At 66.6% G+C, this 24,499-nt stretch carries 16 protein-coding genes; 8 read left to right on the top strand and 8 right to left on the bottom strand.

Annotated features, from left to right (window positions below; genetic code table 11):
• On the top strand, window positions 1–632 hold a 632-nt coding region (locus ACODTW_RS24715; RefSeq protein WP_488948800.1), incomplete at its 5' end, for a tetratricopeptide repeat protein.
• 21 nt (window positions 633–653) lie between these two features.
• Here ACODTW_RS24715 and ACODTW_RS24710 read toward each other — a convergent pair.
• On the bottom strand, window positions 654–5,552 hold the full coding sequence (locus ACODTW_RS24710; protein ID WP_488948799.1) for an alpha-2-macroglobulin family protein: 4,899 nt from the start codon (window positions 5,550–5,552) through the stop codon (window positions 654–656).
• A 119-nt stretch (window positions 5,553–5,671) separates the two neighbouring features.
• Between ACODTW_RS24710 and ACODTW_RS24705 the strand changes: the two genes are divergently transcribed.
• Window positions 5,672–7,105, top strand: coding sequence for a hypothetical protein (locus tag ACODTW_RS24705; protein WP_488948798.1), 1,434 nt, complete (start codon window positions 5,672–5,674; stop codon window positions 7,103–7,105).
• 60 nt (window positions 7,106–7,165) lie between these two features.
• Here ACODTW_RS24705 and ACODTW_RS24700 read toward each other — a convergent pair whose 3' ends face one another.
• Window positions 7,166–8,101 carry a peptidylprolyl isomerase gene (locus ACODTW_RS24700; RefSeq protein WP_488948797.1) on the bottom strand — a complete coding sequence of 312 codons (936 nt, stop codon included), beginning with the start codon at window positions 8,099–8,101 and terminating at the stop codon, window positions 7,166–7,168.
• Window positions 8,102–8,437: 336 nt separating this feature from the next.
• Here ACODTW_RS24700 and secA point away from each other — a divergent pair, with 336 nt between their 5' ends.
• The 4 genes from secA (at window position 8,438) to ACODTW_RS24680 (ending at window position 13,808) form a co-directional block, all read left to right on the top strand.
• Window positions 8,438–11,191, top strand: coding sequence for a preprotein translocase subunit SecA (gene secA, locus ACODTW_RS24695; RefSeq protein WP_488948796.1), 2,754 nt, complete (start codon window positions 8,438–8,440; stop codon window positions 11,189–11,191).
• A 157-nt stretch (window positions 11,192–11,348) separates the two neighbouring features.
• Complete coding sequence (locus ACODTW_RS24690) at window positions 11,349–11,984, top strand: MarC family protein (RefSeq protein ID WP_488948795.1); 636 nt, start codon at window positions 11,349–11,351, stop codon at window positions 11,982–11,984.
• A gap of 105 nt (window positions 11,985–12,089) precedes the next feature.
• Entirely contained in the window at window positions 12,090–12,347 is a 258-nt protein-coding gene (locus ACODTW_RS24685) for a hypothetical protein (RefSeq protein ID WP_488948794.1), read from the top strand.
• 48 nt (window positions 12,348–12,395) lie between these two features.
• Window positions 12,396–13,808 (top strand): DegQ family serine endoprotease, encoded by a 1,413-nt coding sequence (locus ACODTW_RS24680; RefSeq protein ID WP_488948793.1) that lies wholly within the window; start codon window positions 12,396–12,398, stop codon window positions 13,806–13,808.
• Window positions 13,809–13,830: 22 nt separating this feature from the next.
• Here ACODTW_RS24680 and ACODTW_RS24675 read toward each other — a convergent pair whose 3' ends face one another.
• Window positions 13,831–15,048 (bottom strand): acyl-CoA dehydrogenase family protein, encoded by a 1,218-nt coding sequence (locus ACODTW_RS24675; RefSeq protein WP_488948792.1) that lies wholly within the window; start codon window positions 15,046–15,048, stop codon window positions 13,831–13,833.
• Between the two features lie 141 nt (window positions 15,049–15,189).
• Window positions 15,190–17,295, bottom strand: coding sequence for a 3-hydroxyacyl-CoA dehydrogenase NAD-binding domain-containing protein (locus ACODTW_RS24670; protein WP_488948791.1), 2,106 nt, complete (start codon window positions 17,293–17,295; stop codon window positions 15,190–15,192).
• A gap of 258 nt (window positions 17,296–17,553) precedes the next feature.
• Here ACODTW_RS24670 and ACODTW_RS24665 point away from each other — a divergent pair, with 258 nt between their 5' ends.
• Complete coding sequence (locus ACODTW_RS24665) at window positions 17,554–18,231, top strand: TetR/AcrR family transcriptional regulator (protein WP_488948790.1); 678 nt, start codon at window positions 17,554–17,556, stop codon at window positions 18,229–18,231.
• Here ACODTW_RS24665 and ACODTW_RS24660 read toward each other — a convergent pair.
• The 4 genes from ACODTW_RS24660 to ACODTW_RS24645 all read right to left on the bottom strand — a co-directional run bounded on the left by ACODTW_RS24660 (window position 18,185) and on the right by ACODTW_RS24645 (window position 22,011).
• Window positions 18,185–18,877: a substrate-binding periplasmic protein gene (locus ACODTW_RS24660; protein ID WP_488948789.1), complete on the bottom strand. Its 693-nt coding sequence runs from the start codon at window positions 18,875–18,877 to the stop codon at window positions 18,185–18,187. The two genes, ACODTW_RS24665 and ACODTW_RS24660, sit on opposite strands and share 47 nt — an antisense overlap.
• Window positions 18,878–19,072: 195 nt before the next feature.
• On the bottom strand, window positions 19,073–19,834 hold the full coding sequence (locus ACODTW_RS24655) for a competence/damage-inducible protein A (protein WP_488948788.1): 762 nt from the start codon (window positions 19,832–19,834) through the stop codon (window positions 19,073–19,075).
• Between the two features lie 49 nt (window positions 19,835–19,883).
• Complete coding sequence (proB, locus tag ACODTW_RS24650; protein WP_488948787.1) at window positions 19,884–21,026, bottom strand: glutamate 5-kinase; 1,143 nt, start codon at window positions 21,024–21,026, stop codon at window positions 19,884–19,886.
• Window positions 21,027–21,105: 79 nt separating this feature from the next.
• Complete coding sequence (locus ACODTW_RS24645; RefSeq protein ID WP_488948786.1) at window positions 21,106–22,011, bottom strand: hydrogen peroxide-inducible genes activator; 906 nt, start codon at window positions 22,009–22,011, stop codon at window positions 21,106–21,108.
• Between the two features lie 258 nt (window positions 22,012–22,269).
• On the opposite strand from ACODTW_RS24645, the gene katG reads away from it, so the two are divergent.
• Window positions 22,270–24,483, top strand: a complete 2,214-nt coding sequence (gene katG, locus ACODTW_RS24640) for a catalase/peroxidase HPI (protein ID WP_488948785.1) — start codon at window positions 22,270–22,272, stop codon at window positions 24,481–24,483.
• Window positions 24,484–24,499: the final 16 nt, after the last annotated feature.

Raw genomic sequence — 24,499 nt, 5'->3', positions numbered from 1 at the left:
GAGAACGCGAGAGCGGCACAGAGCGATTGGAACAGGCCGTCCAGGCCTATGAAAAAGCCCTGCTGGAATACACACGCGACCGCATTCCCCTCGACTGGGCCGCGATCCAGAATAACCTGGGCACCGCGCTCGCGACGCTGGGAGAACGCGAGAGCGGCACAGAGCGATTGGAACAGGCCGTCCAGGCCTATGAAAAGGCCCTGCTGGAAAGGACGCGCGACCGCGTTCCCCTCGACTGGGCCGCGACCCAGAATAACCTGGGCAACGCGCTCACGACGCTGGGAGAACGCGAGAGCGGCACAGAGCGATTGGCACAGGCCGTCCAGGCCTATGAAAAGGCCCTGCTGGAATGGACACGCGACCGCGTTCCCCTCAACTGGGGCGGGAGCTTTGGGAACCAGGGCGCGGCCCTGGTATCCCTGGCCGAGCGGCGCGGGGATATGGGCATGGCGCAGCGGGCATTGGAGCAGATCCGGCAGGCGCACACGCTTTTCGCCGATATCGGGCATCCGTTGGCGGGCTACTACCGGGCGCAGCAGGCGAAAGCCGAATCGCTGCTGCAACGGCTGCAAGCAGGAGCTACCGCCCCACAGACGGCAGCCCCAACCGGCAATGTTTCACAACCCCGATGAGCCCCGTCGCTGCCGCTCCCGCTACGGCGTTGGCGCTGCGGGAGCCGCCACCGGTGCCGCCGGCTTCACCACAGGCGCGGGCGGCAGCACGGTCAGGGTGCCGGCGGCCGTGCGGGCGAAGCGGGAGCCGTCGATCAGGTCGTCCAGGCGGGCCGAGGGCAGGGTGAAGGACCCGGCCGTGACGGCGCGCGCCAGATAGACCAGACGGAAGCTGCCGCTTTCCGGCATGCTGTCCAGGGCGGCCACGAACCGGTCGTCACGGAATTCGACCAGGGCCGCTTCCGACAGCGACCCCAGCCAGGACAGGTCGCCCAACTGCGCACTGCCGGCCAGACGCACATTTTCCACCACCAGACCGGCGGGCAGCGGGTCGATCAGCAGCAGCGGGCCATTGGTCTGCGTCTGCTCCACCTTGCCTTCCAGCACAACGACCAGCAAGTCGCCGGCGCGCAGCTTCGACAGGTCGGCCGGGCGGCCCTTGCCATCCTTGATCTGCCGGGTCAGGGACAGGCCGCCGGCCGCTTCCGCCTTGTCCGGATTGTTCAGGATGCCGGCCGTGGCCGTCAGGGTGCGCAGCGGCTGGTCGCCATTATTGCGCAGGGACAGCGACGCCGCCTCCGTCAACGCGCGCAGCAGCGGGCGTTCGCCCGTCACCGGCTGCCCGTCCACCGTCAGGTTCAGGGCCGGGCCGCGCGTGGCCAGCCCCTGGGCCGCCAGCAGCAGCCAGGCGCGTTCCTGCGTGGCGACCAGGGCCGGGTCGCGCAGCATGCCGGCCAGCGCCGCTTCTTCCGCATTGATGCGGCCGGCATCGGCGTTGGCCGCGATCAGCAGCGCCAGCGTCGCCGCCCGGTCGCGCAGGGGGGAGCCGAAATCGCGGATGCCCGTGACCAGCGGCAGCGGATCATCCAGACGGGCCAGGGCATCGCCCGCCCGCTGCCCATCGCCCAGAATGGCGAAGGCGGCGGCGATCTGGACCCGGGCCAGACGGGTCGGCACACGGGCCTGGAACGTCTCCTGGAAGAAGCGCAGGGGCGTGGCGTCGATGGCGCGGGCGCGCGCCGCGACATAGAGCGAATAGGCCCGCGCCGGCAGTTCGGCATCTTCCACCCAGCTATTGCCGATGGACCGGACCAGATAATCCAGGCCGCGGCGATAGCCATCGTCGGGCACGGTGAAGCCTGCTTCGCGCGCGCGGGTCAGCACGTCCAGCGCAAAGGCCGTGATCCACGGATCGGCCGGCCCGTCATGCGCCCAGAGCGAGAAGGCACCATCGGCGCGCTGCCGGCCGATCAGCCGTTCGACAAGATCGTCGGCCTTGGCCCGCAGCTTGTCATCCGCCGGCAGGCCCAGCGCCTTCAGCCAGTCGTTGGAACCGGCCAGCGGCAGCAGGCGGGCCGCGATCTGGTCAGCCGACCCGAAGGGCCGCGTATCGATCAGCAGCAGATTGGTCAGCGCATCCAGCGGCGCATGCGCCGACACCATGGCCAGCCGCGTGGAGGCACCGGTGATGGTGCCGTCGGGCTTCGGTGCCGTCAGCGACAGGGACTGGCCCGGCGCCAGTTGCCCGCGCACCTGCGACACGGCCACGGCATGGGCCGGGCGGATGTTCAGCGGGAAACGGCGGGTCAGGCTATAGCCTTCGGGGCCGGAAACAGTGACCACCAGCACGCCGTAGCCCGGATCGCCGGCCACGGCCAGACGTTCCAGGACCGTCTTGCGGCCGGGTGCCCAGCCGGCCAGGGTCGTTTCCGCCTTGCCACCTTCAAGCTTCACCGGCCCCTCGGCCGTCAGCGTGACCTTGTAGGTGCCGCGTGGCCCCGACAGGTTGTTCAGGTTCAGGGCGATGCGCGCCCGGTCGCCCGGCGCCAGGAAGCCCGGCATCACCATGTCGGTGGCGACATCATCCCGTATATCCAGCGCCGCGCGACCGACACCCACCTTGGTATCGCTCCAGGCCACGGCTGTCAGGGCCAGCCGGCCCGTCATATCAGGCAGGTTCAGCGTCACCTGTGCCTTGCCGTCGGCACCGACGGTGACGACGCCGGAATGCAGGGCCGTGACGGGACCGCTGCGCGGTGCCACCGTCTGACGGGGGGCGGCCTTGCCGGCATCGCTGCCGCTCGCCACCGGAGCCTCATTGGCGCCGACCAGCTTGCCATAGACGTCGCGCATTTCCACGGCCAGACGACGCTTGCCCAGGAACCAGCCGGCGGGGTCGACGGCTTGTGTCTCCGGCAGGCGGGCCACGCCTTCATCCACGGCAGTGACCAGCACCCGCACCGGCGTACCGGGGGCGGCACCTGCCACCGTCACCGGCAGGGTGACAGGCGTACGCGGATGCGCGGTCTTCGGCATGTCGACGGCGACGGACAGCGTCCGGTCGGCCGGATCGATGGCAACCCAGCCCATGCCAAGCGCCCGGCGCGGCGGGGTGCGGTTGGTCGTGTCCGCCGGCGCGAAGGCCGTGGCCAGCACATAGGCCCCCGCCGTCACATCCTTGGGCAGCGGCAGCTCGACGAAGGCGCCTTCCGTGCCGATCTCGCTGACGACAGTCTGGCGGATGGCCCGATCGGCGAGCGCGATGACCACGGTGCCGGCATAGGGCGGGCGGACGAAGACGCGGACCTTGTCGCCGGCCTTGTGCAGCGGCTCCTGCACCTTCACCTCAACCGCGTCGGGCGTATCGCCCAGCTTGGCCGACACCCACCAGCCGGCGGAGAAGCGGACCGAAGACGCGATGCCCGTGGCCGGATCATAGACCTCCAGCCGATAACGGCCGGCGCGGACCTGGTCCTCAATGCTGGCCGGCTTGCCCGACTCGACGCTGAGATTGCCGCCCGTCAGGCGGCGGTCCTTGACGATGGTGCGGTATTCCCAGCGGCCATCGGCGGCGAACCATTCGTAATCATATTCCTCTTCGAACAGGTCCCAGGACAGGCCGGTTTTGGCGATCTTCTGTCCGTCCGGGCCCACGGCCACGACATCCACCGCCACCGTCGCCCCCTCCGGCACGGCATCACCGGCGAAGTTGGGCTTCAGGCCCAGGGAAAAGGGCTGATTGTCGATGGGCAGCACCAGTTCGTGATCGACGGACCGGCCGCCGACATCATGCAGCGTGGCGCGCAGCACGGCCTCCATGCGGCGCGTCGTTTCCGGCAGCTTGTCCAGATCGATGGCGATCTGGGCCTTGCCGTCGGTCGCGGTCGTGAATCCGGGCAGGGCCCGCTTGTCCGGGCCTGGCTGCTGCTGCACCAGCCCGAAGCGATAGCCATCCAGGCCGGGCCAGGATTTGTCGCTGGACCGCAGGGTCACGGTCAACTCGCCTGGCAGCAGGCCGGCCGCGGCCCCCGTCAGATAGCGGGCATCGACGGACAGGTTCAGCTTGCCATCGGCGCCGATGCGGGCGCGGTCGGCGGACAGGCCGAAATCGACGCGGGCCGGGGCCACGTCACCGACATTGAATTTCGTCTGGCCCACGGCCGGACCGGCCGCGTCCAGATGGGCGGTGGCGGTCCAGCGGCCCGCGGGAGCGTTGGCCGGCAGCTCGAAGCGCAGCACATGCCCGCCCTCGCCGCTGTCATCGACAAGGCGGCGTTCAACCTCCAGCCCGTCCGGCCGCATGACCTTCACGGTCAGTTTCTGCCCTGGCAGCGCCTTCGCCTCCGCATCGCGCAGCAGCGAGGTCAGCCAGACCGGGTCGCCGGGGCGATACACCCCGCGTTCGGGGAACATATAGGCGTCGGCGGCACCGGGGACGGGCCGGCCGCCATCGCCCTTGCCGGCCAGTTCGACCACGGGGGCGCCGAAATCCAGCAGGGAGAAGCCACCATCGGCACTGGATGCAAACAGGGCCTGGGGTGCCGCCTCGTTCACACCCGATACCTGGGCCGCATCGAAGCGGGCCATGCCGTCGGGACCGGTGATGGCCCGCCCCAGTTCGCGCTTGTCCCGCGCCACCAGACGCAGTTCCACGCCAGCCAGCGGCTTGGCGGTAACCAGCGACCGGGCAAAGACGTAAAGCCCGTTGCCGGCCTTGTAATTGGCCAATCCCAGGTCGGAGACGACGAACCATTGCGTGGCCCGCTTGTCCCAGGCCTGGAAGGACAGCGACGCATCTTCCGCCACAGCGACATAGACGCCCGGCGTCAGATCACCCAGCACGGCATCGATGGGGAACGGGGTCTGGGCGCCCTTGTTGCGCTCCCCCCCGATGGCCATTTCCCCGCGCCAGACGCGCTCGCCCTTCTGGTCCAGCACATCGCCGATCTCGAAATCGGTCATGGTCTGGTTGGAGCGGCCGTAATAGATCTGCTCCACCAGTGCCCGGTCGTTCAGGCGCAGCACGGTCAGGCGCGCCCGGTCGACATTGACACTGCGCAGCGGCAAGCCATCCACGCCGACGCGCGGCAGGATGTAGCCCTGACCACGGAAGGACAAGGACGGCTTGCGGTCGGGCACCGACAGGTCACGGCTGATCGATGTCGCCAGCTTTTCCTTGGTCCCCAGCGCCGGCAGTCCGGCATTGATGGTCACGGCATAGCGCTGACCATGCTTCAGCCCGTCCAGGCACAGGCTCTGGTCACGGGTGGAAATGGTCACACCCTGGCCGGGTTCGATGGAGATATAACGCGCCAGTTCGTTGGTCTTGCCCTTCTGCCGCGGCAGGGGCCGGGAAAAGGCGAAACAGGCCTGCGGTTTGTCGCGTTCGGCCGCGACCTCCACCCCCGTCAGATCGAAGGGCCGCGACTCCGGCCCCGCCGCCGGCTTCGATGGATCGGCTGGCGTCGGCGGACGCGGGCCTTCCTGGGCAAGGGCAGCGGGCGCCAGAAGCATGCTCGTGGCGAGCAGCAGGGTGGTAATGCGCGGCATCTTGATCGGGATACGGGTGACGGGACGGGACAGGGGATGGTGATCCGGCACCAGAAATATGGCACCAGAACGGCCAGAGGACGCTGTTTTCCGGCCGTTTGCAACAGGGTCGTTGGCGGACAGGCTGGAAAGGCTCCCCGTGACAGGGCCCCCGCCCCCGTGATAGCGCCATGATAGACCATTCCGCCGTGAAGGCCGCCATGACCGAACCCGACGACAACGCCCCCGCCCCCCGTCGCCTGCCGGGCCTGGACTGGCCCCGGCTGGCCCTCTGGTTCGGCGGTTTCGCCCTGTTGGGACCGGCGCTGTGGAACGGCTATCCCATCGTGTTCTTCGACACGGGCGGATATATCAAGCGCGTGCTGGACTGGGATCTGGAACCCGGCCGCTCCTTCTTCTATGGCCTGTTCCTGTTCATCAGTTCGGCCGGCTGGTTCAGTTTCTGGGGGCCCGTGCTGGCGCAGTGTGCCGCCACGCTCTGGCTAATCCATGTGACGCTGCGCAGCCATGGTATCGGCATCCGCGACTGGCCGGCGGCGCAGGTGACAGGGATCGTCGCCCTGCTGCTGTCGGCGCTGACCGGCGTGTCCTGGTACAGCGCGCAATTGATGCCCGACATCCTGCTGCCGCTGCTGGTGTTGGCCTTCTGGCTGCTGTCCTTCCGCTGGGATCGGCTGTCGGCTGGGGAAAGGCTGGGCGTGGCGGCCATTGCCCTGCTGGCGCTGCTGTCGCACATGTCCAGCATGGCGCTGGCCATGGGGCTGGTGGTGGTGATTGCTGGGGCCCGGCTGCTGGACCGCTGGCGCGGCTGGGGCCTGTCGCCGCGGCTGGGACCCGCGGCCGGCCTGCTGGCCGCCAGTCTGGTGCTGATGCCCACCCTGCACATGGCCCTTATCGGCAAGCCGGGTTTCACGCCGGGCGGACCCGTCTTCATCTTCGGCCGGCTGGTGCAGGATGGCCTGGCGCAGCACTATCTGGCCGACCATTGCCCGGACCCGTCCATCAGGCTGTGCGATTACCGCGACCGTCTGCCCAATACGGCCGATGATTTCATCTGGCACAAGGACAGCCCGTTCACCGCCATCGGCGGCTGGGACGGGGCCAATGCGGAACTGTCACGTCTGGTGACGGGCATCATCACCGCCTATCCCGGCGCCTTCCTGTCCACGGCTTTAGTAGCCACGGCCGACCAGTTCACCATGGTGAAGACCGGCGACGGGCTGGATGAATGGCAGGAGGTGACGCGCTGGATCTTCCGCAGCTTCATGCCGGAAGCCCAGAACCTGGCCTTCATCAGCGCCCGACAGCAGCGCGAGCAGATTCGGCAGCCGCTGTTCGACACCCTGAATGCCGTGCATGTGCCTGTGGCGATGGCATCCTGCCTGGGGCTGCTGGCCGCCCTGGGCTGGGGCCTGCGGACCGGGCGGCGTGATCTGGCGGCACTCGCCCTGTTCACCCTGATCGCCCTGGCCGGCAATGCCTTCATCAACGGCGCCCTGTCCAACCCCCATGACCGTTACCAGAGCCGCCTGGTCTGGCTGGCGACCCTGGTCGTGCTGATGGCGCTGGCGGCGTGGCATCAGCAGCGCGCAACGCGGCGGTAAAGCAAAAAGGCCGCCGGGTTCCCCCGACGGCCTTTTCACAAGTCAACGCCAGCGCGCCGCTTACTTCTTCTGCGGCGCCGGGGCGGCCGACGGGGCCGGCATGGGGGAGCCGTCGATGTTGAACATCTCCACCTTGGCGGTCTTCTCCAGACCCTTCACCAGTTCCTCGGCGATCTCCTGCGCCACCGCCGGGCGGAGCTGCGGGGCAGCCTGGTCGAAGGTCGGCGGGGTCTGCTTGCGCTTGTCGGCGACCTTGATGACGTGGAAACCGAAATCGGTCTGCACCGGGGTCTGGCTGACCTCGCCCGGCTTCATGGCAAAGGCGGCGTCGGCGAAGGGCTTCACCATCTGGTCTTTCACGAAGTAGCCCAGGTCGCCACCCGTCTCCTTGGTGCCATCGGTGCCCTTCTCGGCCGCCAGCTTGGCGAAATCAGCACCACCCTTCAGCTGCTTGATGATGGAATCGGCCTCTTCCTTGGTCTTCACCAGGATGTGGCTGGCCTTCACCTCGTCCTGCGGCGGATGCTCCTTCGTCCACTTGTCGAAGGCGGCCTTCAGCTTGTCCTGGGTCAGCTTCTTGTCGATCTCACCCTTCAGCCAGGCCTGCTGCACGAAATTCTCTTCGGCCTGCTTCAGGCGCTTCTTCACCTCGGCGCTGTCCTGCAGCTTGGCCTTGTAACCGGCTTCGGTGACCAGCTGCGACTGCACCAGCTGTTCGACCAGCTGCGGATAGATCATCTGCAGGGGCATCTGCTGCACCTGCGGGTCCAGCTGCTGGAGCAGGCCCAGCACGTCGGAGCGCTTGAATTCCTTGCCGTTCACGCGGGCGACGACCGGATCGTCACCCAGGCTCGTGCCGCCGGCGGCGGGCTTGGCGGCCGGCTTGGCCGCGTCGGCCTTGGCGGCATCCTGCGCCAGGACGGGGTTCAGGGCAACGGCGGCGACCGACCCGAGGGCGGCGACAACCAGGGCGGCACGCATGGTCTTGAAAGACATCTGTAAGGGTTCCCTCGAAACAATCCGGTCGGCCGGCGGAACGTTTCGCCCCGGCCGCCCCGGCATAAAGCATGACAGCCCATCAGCAGGCAAGGCCCACGGGGTATGGGGCAGTTCCAATCGAAACAGTCAGAAAAAGGCCGTTTCATGGCCGCCAGACCGGTTTCTTGTGCCGATGCCGCATTGACCGGCGGGGCCTGCGGTCTTATCTGTGACGGGCACCGGGGCGGCTCGACCGCTCCGGGGCGGAGCCATCCCGGCGGCCAGCCCGGCCGTTACCGGGATTTCGTCGTGTCCGGTGTCCTTCGCGCCTGTTCCTTGAGGTGGAGTGCTTTCATGTTCGGTGCCATCGCCCGCAAGCTGTTCGGCAGCGCCAATGAGCGGGTGGTCAAGGGCCTGCGCAAGCAGGTGGAGGTCATCAACGCGCTGGAGCCGAAGCTGGCCGGCCTTTCCGATGCCGAGTTGCAGATGCGCACCGACTGGCTGCGCGACCGGCTGGAGAAGGGCGAGACGTTGAACGACATCCTGCCCGATGCGTTCGGCACGGTGCGCGAGGCATCAAAGCGTGTCATGGGCATGCGCCATTTCGATGTGCAGCTGATCGGCGGCATGGTGCTGCATAACGGCAAGATCGCCGAAATGCGCACGGGCGAAGGCAAGACGCTGGTCGCCACCCTGGCCGTGTACCTGAACGCGCTTCAGGGCAAGGGCGTGCATGTCGTCACCGTGAACGACTATCTGGCCCGCCGCGACGCCACCCACATGGGCCGGCTGTACGGCTTCCTGGGGCTGACCACGGGCGTCATCGTGCATGGGCTGGACGATGATGAACGCCGCGCCGCCTATGCCTGCGACATCACCTATGGCACGAACAACGAATTCGGGTTCGATTACCTGCGCGACAACATGAAGTACCGCCTGACCGACATGGTGCAGCGGCCCTTCAACTATGCCATCGTCGACGAGGTGGACAGCATCCTGGTCGACGAGGCGCGCACGCCGCTGATCATCTCCGGCCCCTCCACCGACGGTTCCGAGCTTTACATCGCCATCAACAAGGTTATGCCGCTGCTGGACGCCAGCGATTACGAGAAGGACGAAAAGGCCAAGGCCGTGTCCATGACCGAATCGGGCACGGAGAAGGTGGCCCAGATCCTGAAGCAGATGGATCTGCTGAAGACCGGCGACCTGTACGACATCCACAATATCTCCCTGGTCCACCATGTGAACCAGGCGCTGAAGGCGCACCAGCTGTTCACGGCCAACGTGGATTACATCGTCAAGGACGACAAGGTCGTCATCATTGACGAGTTCACGGGCCGCATGATGGAAGGCCGCCGCTATTCCGAGGGCCTGCATCAGGCCCTGGAAGCCAAGGAAGGTGTTTCCATCCAGCGTGAGAACCAGACGCTGGCCAGCATCACCTTCCAGAATTATTTCCGCCTCTATCCCAAGCTGTCCGGCATGACCGGTACGGCCATGACCGAGGCCGCCGAATTCTCGGAAATCTATGGCCTGGAGGTGGTGGACATTCCCACCAACCTGCCGGTCGCCCGCCAGGACAATGACGACGAGGTCTATCGCACGGCCGCGGAAAAGTACGATGCCATCATCAAGCTGGTGGAAGAGTGCCGGACGCGCCAGCAGCCGGTTCTGGTCGGTACCGTTTCGATCGAGAAATCGGAGACGCTGTCGACCCTGATGAAAAAGAAGGGCATCCCGCACCATGTGCTGAACGCCCGCTATCACGAACAGGAAGCCTATATCGTTTCGCAGGCGGGTCGTCCCGGTGCCGTAACGATTGCCACCAACATGGCCGGTCGCGGCACCGACATCCAGCTGGGTGGCAATCTGGAAATGCGCATCGAGCATGAGCTGGCCGACCTGCCCGAGGGCGAGGAGCGCAACCGCCGCATTGCCGAGATCAAGGCGGAGGTCGCAGCCGCCAAGGAGATCGTGCTGAAGGGCGGCGGTCTGTACGTGGTCGGCACGGAGCGCCATGAAAGCCGGCGAATCGATAATCAGCTGCGCGGCCGTTCGGGCCGCCAGGGCGATCCGGGTGCCTCCAAGTTCTTCCTGTCGCTGGATGACGACCTGATGCGCATCTTCGGCAGCCAGCGCCTGGATGGCATGCTGCAGAAGCTGGGGCTGGAACAGGGCGAAGCCATCATCCATCCCTGGATCAACAAGGCCCTGGAAAAGGCCCAGCAGCGTGTCGAAGCCCACAATTTCGACATCCGCAAGAACCTGCTGAAGTACGACAATGTCATGAATGACCAGCGCAAGGTCATTTATGAACAGCGCAAGGAGATCATGGAGGCCGAGGACGTCCAGGAGATGGTCGCCTCCATGCGGCACGAGGTGGTGACGGACATGGTGCGCCGCGCCATTCCCGAACATGCCTATGCCGAGCAGTGGGATCTGAACCTGCTGCACGAGGAATGCCTGCGCCTGCTGGGTGCTGACCTGCCCGTGCGCGAATGGGGCAAGGAAGAAGGCATCGCCGACGAGGAGATCACCGAGCGCCTGCTGAAATTCGCCGAGCAGAAGATGGCGGAGAAGGAAGCGGCCTATGGCGTCGAACTGATCCGCAATATCGAGAAGAGCCTGCTGCTGCAGATTCTGGATCAGGTCTGGAAGGACCATCTTCTGTCGCTGGACCATCTGCGCCAGGGCATCAATCTGCGCGCCTATGCCCAGCGCGACCCGCTGAACGAGTACAAGAAGGAAGCGTTCGAGCTGTTCTCCGGCCTTCTGGACAATCTGCGGGAGCAGGTGACCCAGATGCTGATGCTGATCCAGGTCCGCGTCAGCGAACCGGAAGTCCCGCCGCCCCCGCCCTTCCTGGGCGAGGAAACGCGCTTCGATCCGGCCATGGCCGGCGGCCTGCCTCCGGCTGACGCGGCCCTGCCCGAAGGCATGGTCCGCCGCGCCGCCGCCAGCATCCCCGCGTTCGGCACCGCCGGGCTGCCGGTAGCGGAGGAGATGGACCTGCGCGATGGCGAGACCTGGGCCAACACCCCGCGCAACGCCCCCTGCCCCTGCGGCAGCGGCAAGAAGTTCAAGCACTGCCACGGTGCCGCCGGCTGATCGGTTTCAGATATCGGCAAGACATGAAGGGCGGCCCATCTCGGCCGCCCTTTCTGTTCTGTTTGCGTCCTTCCATTCCGCCCTGCCATGCGGCTATGGTTTGCAGACCAATCCATAATGCCCGCCGCCCAAGGCCGGGCGCCAATCGGACATGACAATGGAAGCCTGGTCTGAATATTCGCGGTTCCTCATCGCGCTGTTCGCCATCCTCACCCCCTTTGCCGCCATCCCCATCTTCCTGGGCATGACGGAGGGTCGTGCCCCACGGGAACGCAACTCCATCGCCATGTCGGCCGTGATGACGGTGGCCACCGTGCTGATCAGTTCGGTGTTCCTAGGCGATGCCGTGCTGAAGGTGCTGGGCACCAGTCTGGCCAGCTTCCGTGTCGGTGGCGGCATCGTGCTGCTGCTGATCGCCCTGTCGCTGCTGAACGCCACCGTGTCGGCCGTGAAACAGACGCAGCAGGAAGCGGACGAAGCGGGGCAGCGTACGGCCATCGGTGTCGTGCCCCTGGGTCTGCCGCTGCTGGCCGGGCCCGGTTCCATCTCCGCCGTCATCATCGAGGCACAGCGTGGGGCCGGCTGGGAGCATTACGCCATCCTGGTCGGCTGTATCCTGGCCGTCTGCGCCTTTCTGCTGCTGACCCTGCGGCTGGCCGTGCCCATCGGGGCCAAGCTGGGCCAGACGGGCCTGAACATCATGAACCGCCTGACCGGCCTGCTGCTGGCCGCCGTGGCGGTGGAGATCATTGCCGCCGGTTTGCGGGCCCTGTTCCCGGGCTGGATGACCTGACGCCAGGGCCGGGCCCTGCCATGCGTGACATCCGTGCCTGTTGCGCTGTGGCCCGTTCGGCCTAGAGTGGCGGGAACGATTGATGACATCCTGGGAAGGCCCGCCATGACTCCCATCCGCACGACCGCCGCGATCCTGGCCCTTATGGCCCTGGCCGGCTGCGCCGCCACGCCGGCCCAGCGCGAATCGCGCAGCGGCCTGGATCCGCGCAAGGCCTGTATTGCGCAGTGCAACCGCGACGCCAATATCTGTACCGACCAGCATTCGGCCAGCAGCGGCAACACCTCCCAGATCGGGCGGTCCGATTACGGGATGGGCGCCACCTGCAAGGCCGAGCTGCAAAGCTGCCTCGCCCGCTGCTGATCGGCGGGGTGGTCGGCCCCCGCGTCGATCCATGGTTCGGGATAGAAGATGACGATCAAGGTTCTGCGTCCCCTGACGGTCCTGTCACTGGCCGCCCTGCTTGCCGCCCCCCTGCCAGCCGCCCTGGCCCAGGCCGTGCCGGCGTCGCGGGCGGAGATTTCGCTGTCCTTCGCACCGCTGGTGAAGCAGGCGGGGCCGGCCGTGGTGAATATCTACACCAAGCGGCGGGTGCAGCAGCGCATCTCCCCCCTTCTCCAGGACCCCCTGTTCCAGCGCTTCTTCGGCGAGGCGCTGTCCGGCATCCCGCGCGAACGGGTGGAAAGCAGCCTGGGGTCGGGCGTGATCCTGGGCGCGGACGGGCTGATCGTCACCAACGCCCATGTCATCAAGGACAGTGACGAGATCACGGTCGTCCTGTCCGACCGCCGCGAATTCGCGGCCAAGCTGGTGACCATCGACGAACAGGTCGATCTGGCCGTGCTGCGCATCGATCCGGGCAAGGAAAAGCTGCCCGTGCTGGACATGCATGACAGCGACAATCTGGAAGTCGGCGATCTGGTCCTGGCCATCGGCAACCCGTTCGGCGTGGGCCAGACGGTGACCAGTGGCATCGTGTCGGCCGTGGCACGCACGGCCGTGGGCATTTCCGACTATAATTTCTTCATCCAGACCGATGCCGCCATCAATCCCGGCAATTCCGGTGGCGCACTGATCGGCATGGACGGGCGGCTGGTCGGCATCAACACCGCCATCTACAGCCGGTCGGGCGGGTCCATCGGCATCGGATTTGCCATCCCGGCCAACATGGTGCGCACCGTGGTGGACGCCGTGCGCCATGGCGGCAAGCTGGTCCGGCCCTGGATCGGGGCCGGTGGTCAGCCCGTCACCAGCGACATCGCCGCCAGCCTGGGCCTGACGCGCCCGGCGGGCGTGCTGATCAACCAGGTGCGCAAGGGCGGGCCGGCCGAACAGGCGGGCCTGCGCGTGGGCGACGTGGTGACGTCCGTCAATGGCAAGGCGGTGGATGATCCCGATTCGATGCGCTACCGCGTCGCCACGCTGGCCGTGGGCGGCAATACCAATGTCACCGTCCTGCGCCAGGGCAAGGAGCAGACCCTGTCCCTGCGCCTGATCGGCCCACCGGAAGATCCGCCGCGTCAGGAAACGGTGCTGGCCGGCCGCACGCCGCTGTCAGGCGCCAAGGTCGCCAATCTGAACCCCGCCCTGGTGGAGGAACTGCGCTTCGACGGGGCCAGCGACGGCGTGGTGGTACTGGATGTGGGCCGCGGGTCCCCGGCGGCCTCACTGGGACTGCGACCGGGCGACGTGGTGCTGCGGGTGAATGACCGCGATATCCGCCGCGTCGGCGACCTGGATGCGGCCCTGGGCGGTCAGGTCCGCCGCTGGACCATTGCCGTCCAGCGTGGCGACCAGACCCTGACGACGACGGTGGGCGGGTAACCCCCGCCCACCAGTCATCTTATCACCCCCGGTACTTGCCCAGTTCCATGCGGCCCAACTGGTACCGGTGTACCTCGTCCGGACCGTCGGCCAGACGCAGGGTGCGGGCGTTGGCATAGGCCCAGGCCAGCGGGAAGTCGTCGCAGACGCCGCCGCCGCCATGGGCCTGGATGGCCATGTCGATGACCTTGCAGGCCACGTTGGGCGCCACGACCTTGATCATGGCGATCTCCGCCTTGGCGACCTTGTTGCCGACCGTGTCCATCATGTGCGCGGCCTTGAAGGTCAGCAGGCGGGCCTGATCGATCTCGATCCTGGCATCGGCCACACGTTCCAGCCAGACCGACTGGGCCGCGATGGGCTTGCCGAAGGCCACGCGGGTCATCAGCCGCTTGCACATCAGTTCCAGCGCGCGTTCGGCCGCCCCGATCAGGCGCATGCAATGGTGGATACGGCCCGGCCCCAGGCGGCCCTGCGCGATCTCGAAACCGCAGCCCTCGCCCTTCAGGATATTGGTGACGGGCACGCGCACATTCTCGAACCGCACCTCCGAATGGCCGTGCGGCGCATCGTCATAGCCGAAGACGGGCAGCGGCCGTACCACGGTGACACCCGGCGTTTCCACCGGCACCAGGATCATCGATTGCTGACGATGGCGGTCTGTCCCGTCCGGGTCGGTCTTGCCCATGACGATCATGATCTTGCAGCGCGTATCGCTGGCGCCGCTGGTCCACCATTTGCGGCCATTGATCACATACTCATCGCCGTCCCGGATGATGGAGGTGGCAATGTTGGTGGCGTCGGAGGAGGCGACATCCGGTTCCGTCATGGCGAAGGCGGACCGGATTTCGCCAGCCAGCAGCGGCTTCAGCCAGCGCTCCTTGTGTTCTTCCGTGCCATATCGAACCAGCACTTCCATGTTGCCGGTATCGGGGGCGGAGCAGTTGAACACTTCCGGCGCCCAATGGCTGCGGCCCATGATCTCGCACAGCGGCGCATATTCCAGGTTGGTCAGCCCGGCACCCAGTTCCGATTCCGGCAGGAACAGGTTCCACAGGCCCGCATCCTTGGCCTTCTGCTTCAGATCCTCCAGCAGCGGCAGCGGCTTCCAGCGCGTATCGCCGGAGGCCACCTGCGCCGACAGGGCCTTTTCGTTGGGGTAGATATAGGCGTCCATGAAGGCGGTCACGCGTTCATGCAGATCGCGGGCGCGCGGGGTCATTTCAAAAATGGCGGTCATGACGGGGGTGTCCTTGGGAGCGGGGGTATGGGAACCGGCTGATGTCAACCGTCATCCCCGCGAAGGCGGGGATCCATAACCCGATCTGTCGATTGGATTCCCGCCTGCGCGGGAATGACGGATAGGGGAGTGCTGGCGACCTCACCCAAACCCCTTCTTCCCCGCTGCCACCAGCTTTTCCAGCAGCGGAGCCGGCTCCCAATAGGCGCCGTCGGCATCACCCGCCGCCACGGCGTCAGCGTGATAGCGGCGGATATCGGCCAGAACATTGTCCAGCCCCGACAGTTCGGCGAACTTCATGGGGCCGCCGCGCCAGGCCGGGAAGCCGTATCCGTAGATATAGACGATGTCGATATCCCCGGCCCGGAGCGCCATCCCTTCTTCCAGAATGCGCGCCCCTTCATTCACCAGCGTGTAGATCAGGCGCTTGCCGATCTCGTCATTGCTGATGGTGCGTGGCGTGATGCCCTTTTCCGCACGATAGGCCTCCACCATCGCCGTCACTTCCGGATCGGGCAGCGGCGTGCGGTTGCCGGGTTCATAGCGATACCAGCCGCGGCCGTTCTTCTGTCCCTTGCGCGACGGATCGATGCGGTCGGACAGCGGCGTGCCATAGATCAGGCCGGCGGCCACGCGGCGGGCGCGGATGAAGCCCATCACGTCCAGCCCGGCCAGGTCACCCATGGCAAACGGACCCATGGCCAGGCCGAATTCCAGGGCGGCCTTGTCCACCTGCTCCACCGACGCGCCCTCGATCACCAGGCGCTGGGCCTCCGTCGCATAGTACTGCACCATGCGATTGCCGACGAAACCGTCGCAATTGCCGACCAGCACGGTCACCTTGCCGATCTGCTTGCCGATGCCCATGGCGGTGGCGATGACGTCAGGCGCCGTGTGCTTGCCGCGCACCACCTCCAGCAGCTTCATCACATTGGCCGGGCTGAAGAAATGCATGCCGATGACATCGGCCGGGCGGCTGGTGTTGGCGGCGATAGCGTCCAGATCCAGGGTGGAGGTGTTGGACGCCAGGATGGCGCCCGGCTTGGCCACCTCATCCAGGCGGCGGAAGACCTTGGCCTTCACGTCCGCATCCTCGAACACCGCCTCCACGATCAGGTCGACATCGGCCAGATCGGCATAATCGGTGGTGGGGCGGATCAGCGACAGGCGCTTGTCCATTTCCGCCTGGGCCAGCTTGCCCTTGGCCACCGTACCGGCATAGTTCTTGGCAATGACGCCGATGCCGCGGTCCAGTGCCGCCTGGTCCAGGTCCAGCAGGCGCACGGGGATGCCGGCATTGGCAAAGCACATGGCAATGCCGCCACCCATGGTGCCGCTGCCCAGCACGGCCACCTGCGCGATCTTGCGCGGGGCCGTGTCGGCCGGCAGGTCGGGGATCTTGGACGTGGCGCGTTCAGCAAAGAAGACATGGATCAGGGCCTTGGCCTGATCATACGCCATGCATTGCATGAACAGCTCGCGCTCGCGCTTCAGCCCTTCATCGAAGGGCAGGGTGAAGGCAGCCTCCACCGCGTCGACGCAGCGCTGCGGGGCGAACTGGCCGCGCGCCGATCTGGCCAGCGCCGCCCGCGCCTCCTCAAACACGGGCGTATCCCGGTCGGCGGCAAGGCTCTCCTCCCGGTCACGGGTACGCTTGTGCGGACCTTCGGGCAGGCGGGCGGCGAAATCCAGCGCCACGGCCAGCGGATCGGTCCCTTCACCGATATGGTCGATGATGCCCAGCGCCAGTGCCTTGGAGGCGGACAGGAAGGCGCCCGTGGTGATCATCTCGATGGCAGTCCTGGCGCCGACCAGCCGCGCCAGACGCTGTGTGCCACCACCGCCGGGCAGGATGCCCAGCTTCACTTCCGGCAGACCGATCTGGGCCTTGGGCACCGACACGCGGTAATGGCAGGACAGGGCCACTTCCAGCCCGCCGCCCAGCGCCGTGCCATGGATGGCGGCGATCACCGGCTTGGGCCCCGACTCGATCAGGGCGTTCAGGTCGTTCAGATCCGGCTCCCCCATGCCGCCGGTGATGAATTCAACGATATCGGCCCCGGCGATGAAGGTGCGCCCGGCCCCGACAATGACCAGCGCCGTCACGGCCGGATCGGCGAAGCCCTCTGTCAACCGGTCGATCAAGCCCTGGCGCACGGCCCGGGACAGGGCGTTCACCGGCGGCTTGTCAACGGTGACGATGCCGACCGCCCCCTGGCGGTCATAGCGGACGGGCAGCTCTGACATCTGGCATTCCCCCTGTTGCCGCGCCATTGGACACGGGCTTTGGCGATTGTCGTTGGGGCATGCTAGGTTCAAACGCTTGTTTAAGTCAACCCATGAGCGATGGACCGGCTTACGTAACGTCAGCCATGCGTTTTTGGGTCAAAACAGGGCTGTTGGCGTGGGCCGTCGGCACGGCTAATGTAGAAACAGCCGTTTGATACGGACCAACAACAATCCGGCCGTGGACAGGCCGGGGTTATCGCAACGGGGTGGAACAGGATGAAGGCCAACGTGGAACTGGCCGGGGCCGGGGAAACCGGTGCCAACGCGCGGCAGGACACCAAGGAGGTGATCCTGGACGCGGCTGAGAAGCTGTTCGCGGAGAAAAGCTACGCCGCCGTTTCGTTGCGGGAGCTGACTCAGGCGGCCGGCGTCAATCTGGCAGCGGTGAATTACCATTTCGGGTCGAAGGACGCGTTGCTGATCGCCGCCTTCCGGCGCGGGGCCATCGCGCTGAACCGGGAACGGGCCCGCCTGCTGCGCGAGGCGGAGGAACAGGCCGGCGGTGGCACTCCGTCGGTGCGGGAGATTGTGCGCGCCCTGGTGCTGCCGGCCATCCGCTATTCCTTCACCTCCACCCGCCTGGCGCTCTACAACCAGTTCGTGGCCTTTGCCCGTGGTGAAGGCCCGCCGGAAGCGCGCGAGATGCTGGACAAGGAAGTGGGGCACCTGCAGCGCTTTGCCCTGTCGCTGGCCCGTGCCCTGCCCCACCTGCCGCAGCAGGAAGTTTACTGGCGGCTGCACTTCATCATGGGCGTGCAGCATTCGCTTTATACTGACATGAAGCGGCTGGAAACGCTGTCGGGGGGCCTGTGCCAGCTGGACGACCTGGAAGCAGTCGCCAACCGCGTCATCGACTTCGTGGCTGCCGGTCTGGAAGCGCCCTATCGGGGATAGGCTCTCCGGCCGACCTGTCTGCGATATAGGGCTTTTCCAGCTTGCTCCGCCCCGCCTCCACCCTGTGCAGGGCCCGCTTCAGCCGGGCGACGGTGTCTTCAGGCAGAGGGCGGGTGCGGCTGGCATACATGATGATCGGCTCTGTCTTCACGGCCAGGAAGGTGCCGAACTGGCTGCGGTTCAGGCCGGCCTGACGGATATGCCATTCGATTGCCATGCGGCTGCCCAGGACCGCATCCAGGCGACCACCCAGCATCATTACCAGCCCCTGCGCCACGTCGCGCAGATCGACGCGCGGGCCGGGCGGCAGCCCGTCCATCAGACCCGGTATGCCGCCACCGCGCACGGACCCGATAACCCGATCCTCGAACTCCGCCTCGCTGTTCGGGACAAAGCCGATACGCGTCAGATAGCCCAGTTCCACCTTGGCCAAAGTTCCCAGGGAAACGGCGAACGGCTCCAGCGCCGGCTGGCGCAGGAAAGCCAGCAGGTCGAGCTGTCCTTCACGCAGGGCCATGGTCAGCCGGGCCGGCGGCCCCGGCTGCACCTCGATCGGCACACCGGACAGTTTGGACAAGTGCTCCAGCATGTCGACGGCAATGCCGCGCTGCGGACCCGCACGCAGCACCCAGGGGGGCGAATCCATGATACCGCAGATCAGGGGGCGGGGTTGGCCGGGAACATGGCGGATCGGCGCCAATCCGGCAGCCAACAGCATCCCCATGACGCCACGACGATATATTGCGCGCATTCAATCTGATCCAGCACCCGAACTGGCACCAAGATAATCACGCTTCTCCGGATCAGGCCATCCAGCATCGCCTATACAGGCGGTGTGGTTTCATTCCCCGTATCCATCGAACACGCTGGGCGTCCCGCCCAAGTACCGCAGCAGGACGACCACGGCCTCCACTGCCGCGTCCAGGGCCGCCGTGTCGGTGCCGCGCAGCACCAGGGCCGTGGCGATCTGGCCCTGGCGGAAGGTGGGGTAGGAGCCGATATCGATGCTGGCATGTTCGGCTGCCAGGGTCCGCAGGGCATCGGCGAAACTGCCTTCGGGAATGTTGGATGCCACCGTCTTGGTCCGCACCACGGGACCGCCGACCAGCCGGTCGCCGATGCCGGTCAGCATGGCCTGCATGATGACCGGCACGCCGGCCATGACGAAGACATTGCCGATCTGGAAGCCCGGCGCCGTCGACACGGGATTGTCGATCAGGATGGCCCCATCCGGCGTGTTGGCCATGCGCAGCCGCGCCTCGTTCAGCAGGCCGGTGCCGGCATAGTGCTTTTCCAGCCGGCGCACGGCCTCTGGATTGCGGATCAGGGGCACGCCAAAGGCCTTGGCGATGCATTCGGCCGTGATGTCATCATGGGTGGGGCCGATGCCGCCCGTGGTGAAGACATAGGTGTAACGGGCGCGGAGCGCGTTGACGGCCGCCACGATCTCCGCCTCCTCGTCCGGGACGACCCGCGTCTCGCGGAAACGGATGCCCAGCCCGCCCAGATGCTTGGCGATGAAGGCCAGGTTGGCATCCTGGGTGCGGCCCGACAGGATCTCGTTGCCGATGATCAGCAGGGCAGCCGTGGGGGTGTCGGTCATGAAGCGGACTCCGGTTCAGGCGGGAAGCGCCCGCACTATAGCCAAGCCATCAACCCAGGACGAGGTCGTCGCGATGCACCATCTCGTCGCGGCCGCGATAACCCAGCACATCCTCGATCTCGGCACTGCGCCGGCCGGCAATGGCACGGGCATCCTCGGCCCCATAGGCCGACAGGCCGCGCCCGACGGTGCGGCCATCCGGTCCCTGGATCAGCACCAGATCGCCGCGCTCAAATTCCCCGTCGACGCCCCGCACCCCCGCGGGCAGCAGCGATCCCCCCTTTTCCAGGGCCTTCACCGCACCCGCATCCAGCACCAGCGTGCCACGCGGCTTCAGCGACCCGGCGATCCAGCGCTTGCGCGCCGTGCGCGGTTCGGCATTGGGCACGAACCAAGTGGCCAGCGCCCCGCCTTCCGACACGGGCTTGACCAGGGCTGCCAGTGGGTTGGCGCGCTTGCCCATGGCAATGGCCATGCGGCAGCCGGCGGCCAGCGCGATGCGCCCGGCCACGATCTTGGTCACCATGCCGCCGCTGCTGTAGCCCGGCGGCGGTTCGCCGGCCATGCCCACGATCTCCGGCGTGATCTCATGCACCAGCGGGATATGTTTGGCGTCCGGGTCCTTGCGCGGGTCGGCGGTATAGAGACCATCAATGTCGGACAGCAGGACCAGCGTATCGGCGCTGATCATCTGGGCCACGCGGGCGGCCAGCCGGTCATTGTCGCCAAAGCGGATTTCGGCCGTCGCCACCGTATCATTCTCGTTGATGACGGGGACGGCGCCCAGCTTCAGCAAGGTTTCGATGGTGGCACGGCCGTTCAGATGGCGGCGGCGATCCTCTGTGTCGTCCAGGGTCAGCAGCACCTGGGCCACGGTGATGCCGTGGCGGGCCAGCGTCTCCTGATAGGCATGCGCCAGGCGGATCTGGCCCGTGGCCGCCGCTGCCTGCTTCTCCTCCAGCTTCAGCGACCGTCCGACCAGCCCCAGATGCTCGCGCCCACAGGCAACAGCGCCGGAGGTGACGATCACCACCTCCACCCCTTGCGCCCGCAGGGCGGCCACATCGTCGGCCACCGAATCCAGCCATTCGCGGCGGATCTGATGCGTGGCCGCATCGACCATCAGTGCCGACCCGATCTTGACGATCAGGCGCCGCGCCGATCCCAGATGCTGCGAACCCGCCTTACCCATGGCAACCATCCTGGCAAATGACCTGCTGCCTTATGCTTTTTGGAAAGCCGCATGGTCAATGCACGAAGGAATATTGCCGCTATGCGGGGATTGGTGCCGCCTCTGCCAGTTGACGCACCGTCGCGGCGATGTCCGTCAGTTGCTTGGTCAGCGGGCTGGTCCGGCGCCAGATCATGCCGATGGTGCGCGACGGTTCCGGCGCCCCAAAGCGGGCACAGGCGACGGCCGCCGACCGCGTTTCCACGGGCACGGCCATTTCCGGGATCAGGGTGACGCCGATGCCGGCCGCCACCATCTGCACCAATGTGGACAGCGAACTGCCATCCATGATCTCCCGCGGGGCCGTCGCCTGAAGATTGCAGAAGGACAGGGCCTGGTCGCGGAAGCAATGCCCCTCCTCCAGCAGCAGCAGCCGCATTTCCCGCAGCGCGTCCGGCTCCGGCACGGGCTTGTCCACATCACTCAAAGGGCGGACAAGCAGGAACCGCTCATCGAACAGCGGCACCTCCGTCAGGGACGGTTCTGATACAGGCAGGGCCACGATGGCCGTATCAAGGCGCCCCTCCGCCAATTCCTCCAACAGCCGCCGCGTCTGCGTCTCCCGCACATGGATGTCCAGGCCCGGATGCAGGCGGGTCAGCGCCCCGATGATGCGGGGCAGCAGATATGGGGCCACCGTCGGGATCACCCCGATGCGCAGCCGCCCCGCCAGCCGGTCACGCGCCGCCCGGGCCAGATCACCCAGTTCATCCACAGACCGCAGGATCGCCTGCGCGCGCGCCACCAGTTCCTCTCCCAGACCGGTCAGCAAAAGCTGCTTTGGACCGCGTTCGAGCAGCGGCGCGCCCAGCACCCCCTCCAGCTCCTTGATCTGCATGGACAGGGCGGGCTGGGATATGGCGCAGGCATCCGCCGCCCTTCCGAAATGACCCAGCCGGGCCAGGGCTTCAAAATAGCGGAGCTGCTTCAGCGTCACGTTGATCATAATTATAACTTATCTTATCGATCAGAAAATCCAACTTAAACTTATTATGCTGGTTCGGTACAAGGGAGTGTCAGCGGCGGTGACCGGAAACTGAACTCCACACGGCCGCGATGAAAAGATCCGGGGCCGATGCCCCCTGCTTCGCCTGCGCACCAGATGAGATGACCGGGAAACCGCGGCACCCGCCCCAGCGGCGGCTGCGCGTCCCCGCCCCTGCACGCTTTCCCCCAAGCCAGCCCAATCGAGATGGAGAAGACAATGGACGGACATCACGCGGACAGTGCCGGCAAATGCCCCTTCGGCCACGGCGCCCGCCCCAACGCCACGTTCGCGGGCCGGTCCAATCGGGACTGGTGGCCCAACCAGTTGAACCTGAAGATCCTGCATCAGAACACGGCCCTGTCCGACCCGTTCGGCGGCGGCTTTGATTATGCCGCCGCGTTCAAGGGCTTGGACTATGCCGCCCTGAAGGCCGATCTGACCGCGCTGATGACCGACAGCCAGGATTGGTGGCCCGCCGATTATGGCCATTATGGGCCGCTGTTCATCCGCATGGCCTGGCACAGCGCCGGCACCTATCGTACGGCTGACGGCCGCGGTGGCGCCTCCACCGGTACGCAGCGTTTCGCGCCGCTGAATTCCTGGCCCGACAATGGCAACCTGGACAAGGCGCGCCGCCTGCTCTGGCCCATCAAGCAGAAATATGGCAAGGCCATTTCCTGGGCCGATCTGATGATCCTGGCCGGCAATGTCGCCCTTGAATCCATGGGCTTCAAGACCTTTGGCTTTGGCGGCGGCCGCGCCGATGTCTGGGAACCCGAAGAGGATATCTATTGGGGCAACGAGGATACCTGGCTGGGCGACAAGCGCTACAGCGGGGATCGGGAGTTGGACAACCCGCTGGCCGCCGTGCAGATGGGCCTGATCTACGTTAATCCGGAAGGACCCAACGGCAAGCCGGACCCGCTGGCCTCGGCCCGCGACATCCGCGAAACCTTCGCCCGCATGGCCATGGATGATGAGGAGACGGTGGCCCTGGTGGCCGGCGGCCACACCTTCGGCAAGGCCCATGGCGCCGGCGACGCCGCCCATGTCGGGCCAGAGCCCGAGGCCGCGCCCATCGAGGCGATGGGCCTGGGCTGGCTGTCCAGCTTCGGCAGTGGCAAAGGCGGCGACACCATCACCAGCGGCATCGAAGGGGCGTGGACCCCGACACCGACGCAGTGGGACAATTCCTATTTCGACACACTGCTGGGCTATGACGAATGGGAACTGACCAAGAGCCCGGCCGGCGCCCACCAGTGGAAGCCCAAGGACCCGGCCGCGGCCATTACCGTGCCCGACGCCCATGACGCGGCAAAGCGCCATGCGCCGATGATGACCACGGCCGACATGGCCCTGCGCACCGATCCGGCCTATCTGGCGATTTCCCGCCGCTTCCATGCCAACCCGGACCAGTTCGCCGATGCCTTTGCGCGGGCCTGGTTCAAGCTGACCCACCGCGACATGGGGCCCAAGGCCCGCTATCTGGGCCCGGAAGTGCCGGCCGAAGACCTGGTCTGGCAGGACCCGCTGCCGGCGGTCGATCATGCCCTGATCGATGCCACCGACATCGCGGCCCTGAAGAGTTCGATCCTGGCCTCTGGCCTGACGGTCTCGGAACTGGTGGCCACAGCTTGGGCGTCCGCTTCCACCTTCCGCGGGTCGGACAAGCGCGGCGGGGCCAATGGCGCCCGAATCCGTCTGGCCCCGCAGAAGGACTGGGCCGTCAACCAGCCGGCGCAACTGGCCCGCGTTCTGGACGTGCTGACCGGCATCCAGTCCAGCTTCAATGCCGGTGCGACGGGCGGCAAGAAAGTGTCACTGGCCGACCTGATCGTGCTGGGCGGTGTCACGGCGGTGGAAAAGGCGGCGGTCGATGCCGGCCACCCTGTCACCGTGCCCTTCACGCCGGGCCGCACCGATGCCACGGCTGAACAGACGGACGCGGCCTCCTTCGCGGTTCTGGAACCGGCGGCAGACGGGTTCCGCAATTACCAGAAGGCGCAGTACAGCGTCTCGGCGGAGGAGTTGCTGGTCGACAAGGCGCAGCTGCTGACCCTGACCGCACCGGAAATGACGGTGCTGATCGGCGGCCTGCGGGTGTTGGGGGCCAACACGGATGGCGCACCGCACGGTGTCTTCACCCGCCGGCCCGGCCAGTTGACCAACGATTTCTTCGTCAACCTGCTGGATGCGTCCACCGGCTGGAACCCCATCGCCGGCAGCGCCGGCCTTTACGAAGGCCGCGACCGCACCAATGGGGCGGTGAAATGGACCGGCACGCGCGTCGATCTGGTCTTCGGCTCCAACTCCCAGCTGCGCGCCCTGGCGGAGGTCTATGGCAGCAGCGATTCGCAGGCGAAATTCGTGGGTGACTTCGTCGCCGCCTGGACCAAGGTGATGGATCTGGACCGGTTCGATCTGGTGTGATCAGTTGTAACACGCC

This window comes from Niveispirillum sp. FG148, from assembly GCF_057809655.1.
Note: the sequence above shows the minus strand (reverse complement) of the source record. Positions and strands in the feature narration are given on the sequence as shown.

Coding starts and splice junctions, on each gene's coding strand:
- ACODTW_RS24660 (WP_488948789.1), bottom strand. CDS start 18,877: ATGGATTCGCCCCCCTGGGTGCTGCGTGCGGGTCCGCAGCGCGGCATT.
- katG (WP_488948785.1), top strand. CDS start 22,270: ATGGACGGACATCACGCGGACAGTGCCGGCAAATGCCCCTTCGGCCAC.
- proB (WP_488948787.1), bottom strand. CDS start 21,026: ATGGGTAAGGCGGGTTCGCAGCATCTGGGATCGGCGCGGCGCCTGATC.
- secA (WP_488948796.1), top strand. CDS start 8,438: ATGTTCGGTGCCATCGCCCGCAAGCTGTTCGGCAGCGCCAATGAGCGG.
- ACODTW_RS24670 (WP_488948791.1), bottom strand. CDS start 17,295: ATGTCAGAGCTGCCCGTCCGCTATGACCGCCAGGGGGCGGTCGGCATC.
- ACODTW_RS24700 (WP_488948797.1), bottom strand. CDS start 8,101: ATGTCTTTCAAGACCATGCGTGCCGCCCTGGTTGTCGCCGCCCTCGGG.
- ACODTW_RS24680 (WP_488948793.1), top strand. CDS start 12,396: ATGACGATCAAGGTTCTGCGTCCCCTGACGGTCCTGTCACTGGCCGCC.
- ACODTW_RS24655 (WP_488948788.1), bottom strand. CDS start 19,834: ATGACCGACACCCCCACGGCTGCCCTGCTGATCATCGGCAACGAGATC.
- ACODTW_RS24675 (WP_488948792.1), bottom strand. CDS start 15,048: ATGACCGCCATTTTTGAAATGACCCCGCGCGCCCGCGATCTGCATGAA.
- ACODTW_RS24665 (WP_488948790.1), top strand. CDS start 17,554: ATGAAGGCCAACGTGGAACTGGCCGGGGCCGGGGAAACCGGTGCCAAC.
- ACODTW_RS24645 (WP_488948786.1), bottom strand. CDS start 22,011: ATGATCAACGTGACGCTGAAGCAGCTCCGCTATTTTGAAGCCCTGGCC.
- ACODTW_RS24705 (WP_488948798.1), top strand. CDS start 5,672: ATGATAGACCATTCCGCCGTGAAGGCCGCCATGACCGAACCCGACGAC.
- ACODTW_RS24690 (WP_488948795.1), top strand. CDS start 11,349: ATGGAAGCCTGGTCTGAATATTCGCGGTTCCTCATCGCGCTGTTCGCC.
- ACODTW_RS24685 (WP_488948794.1), top strand. CDS start 12,090: ATGACTCCCATCCGCACGACCGCCGCGATCCTGGCCCTTATGGCCCTG.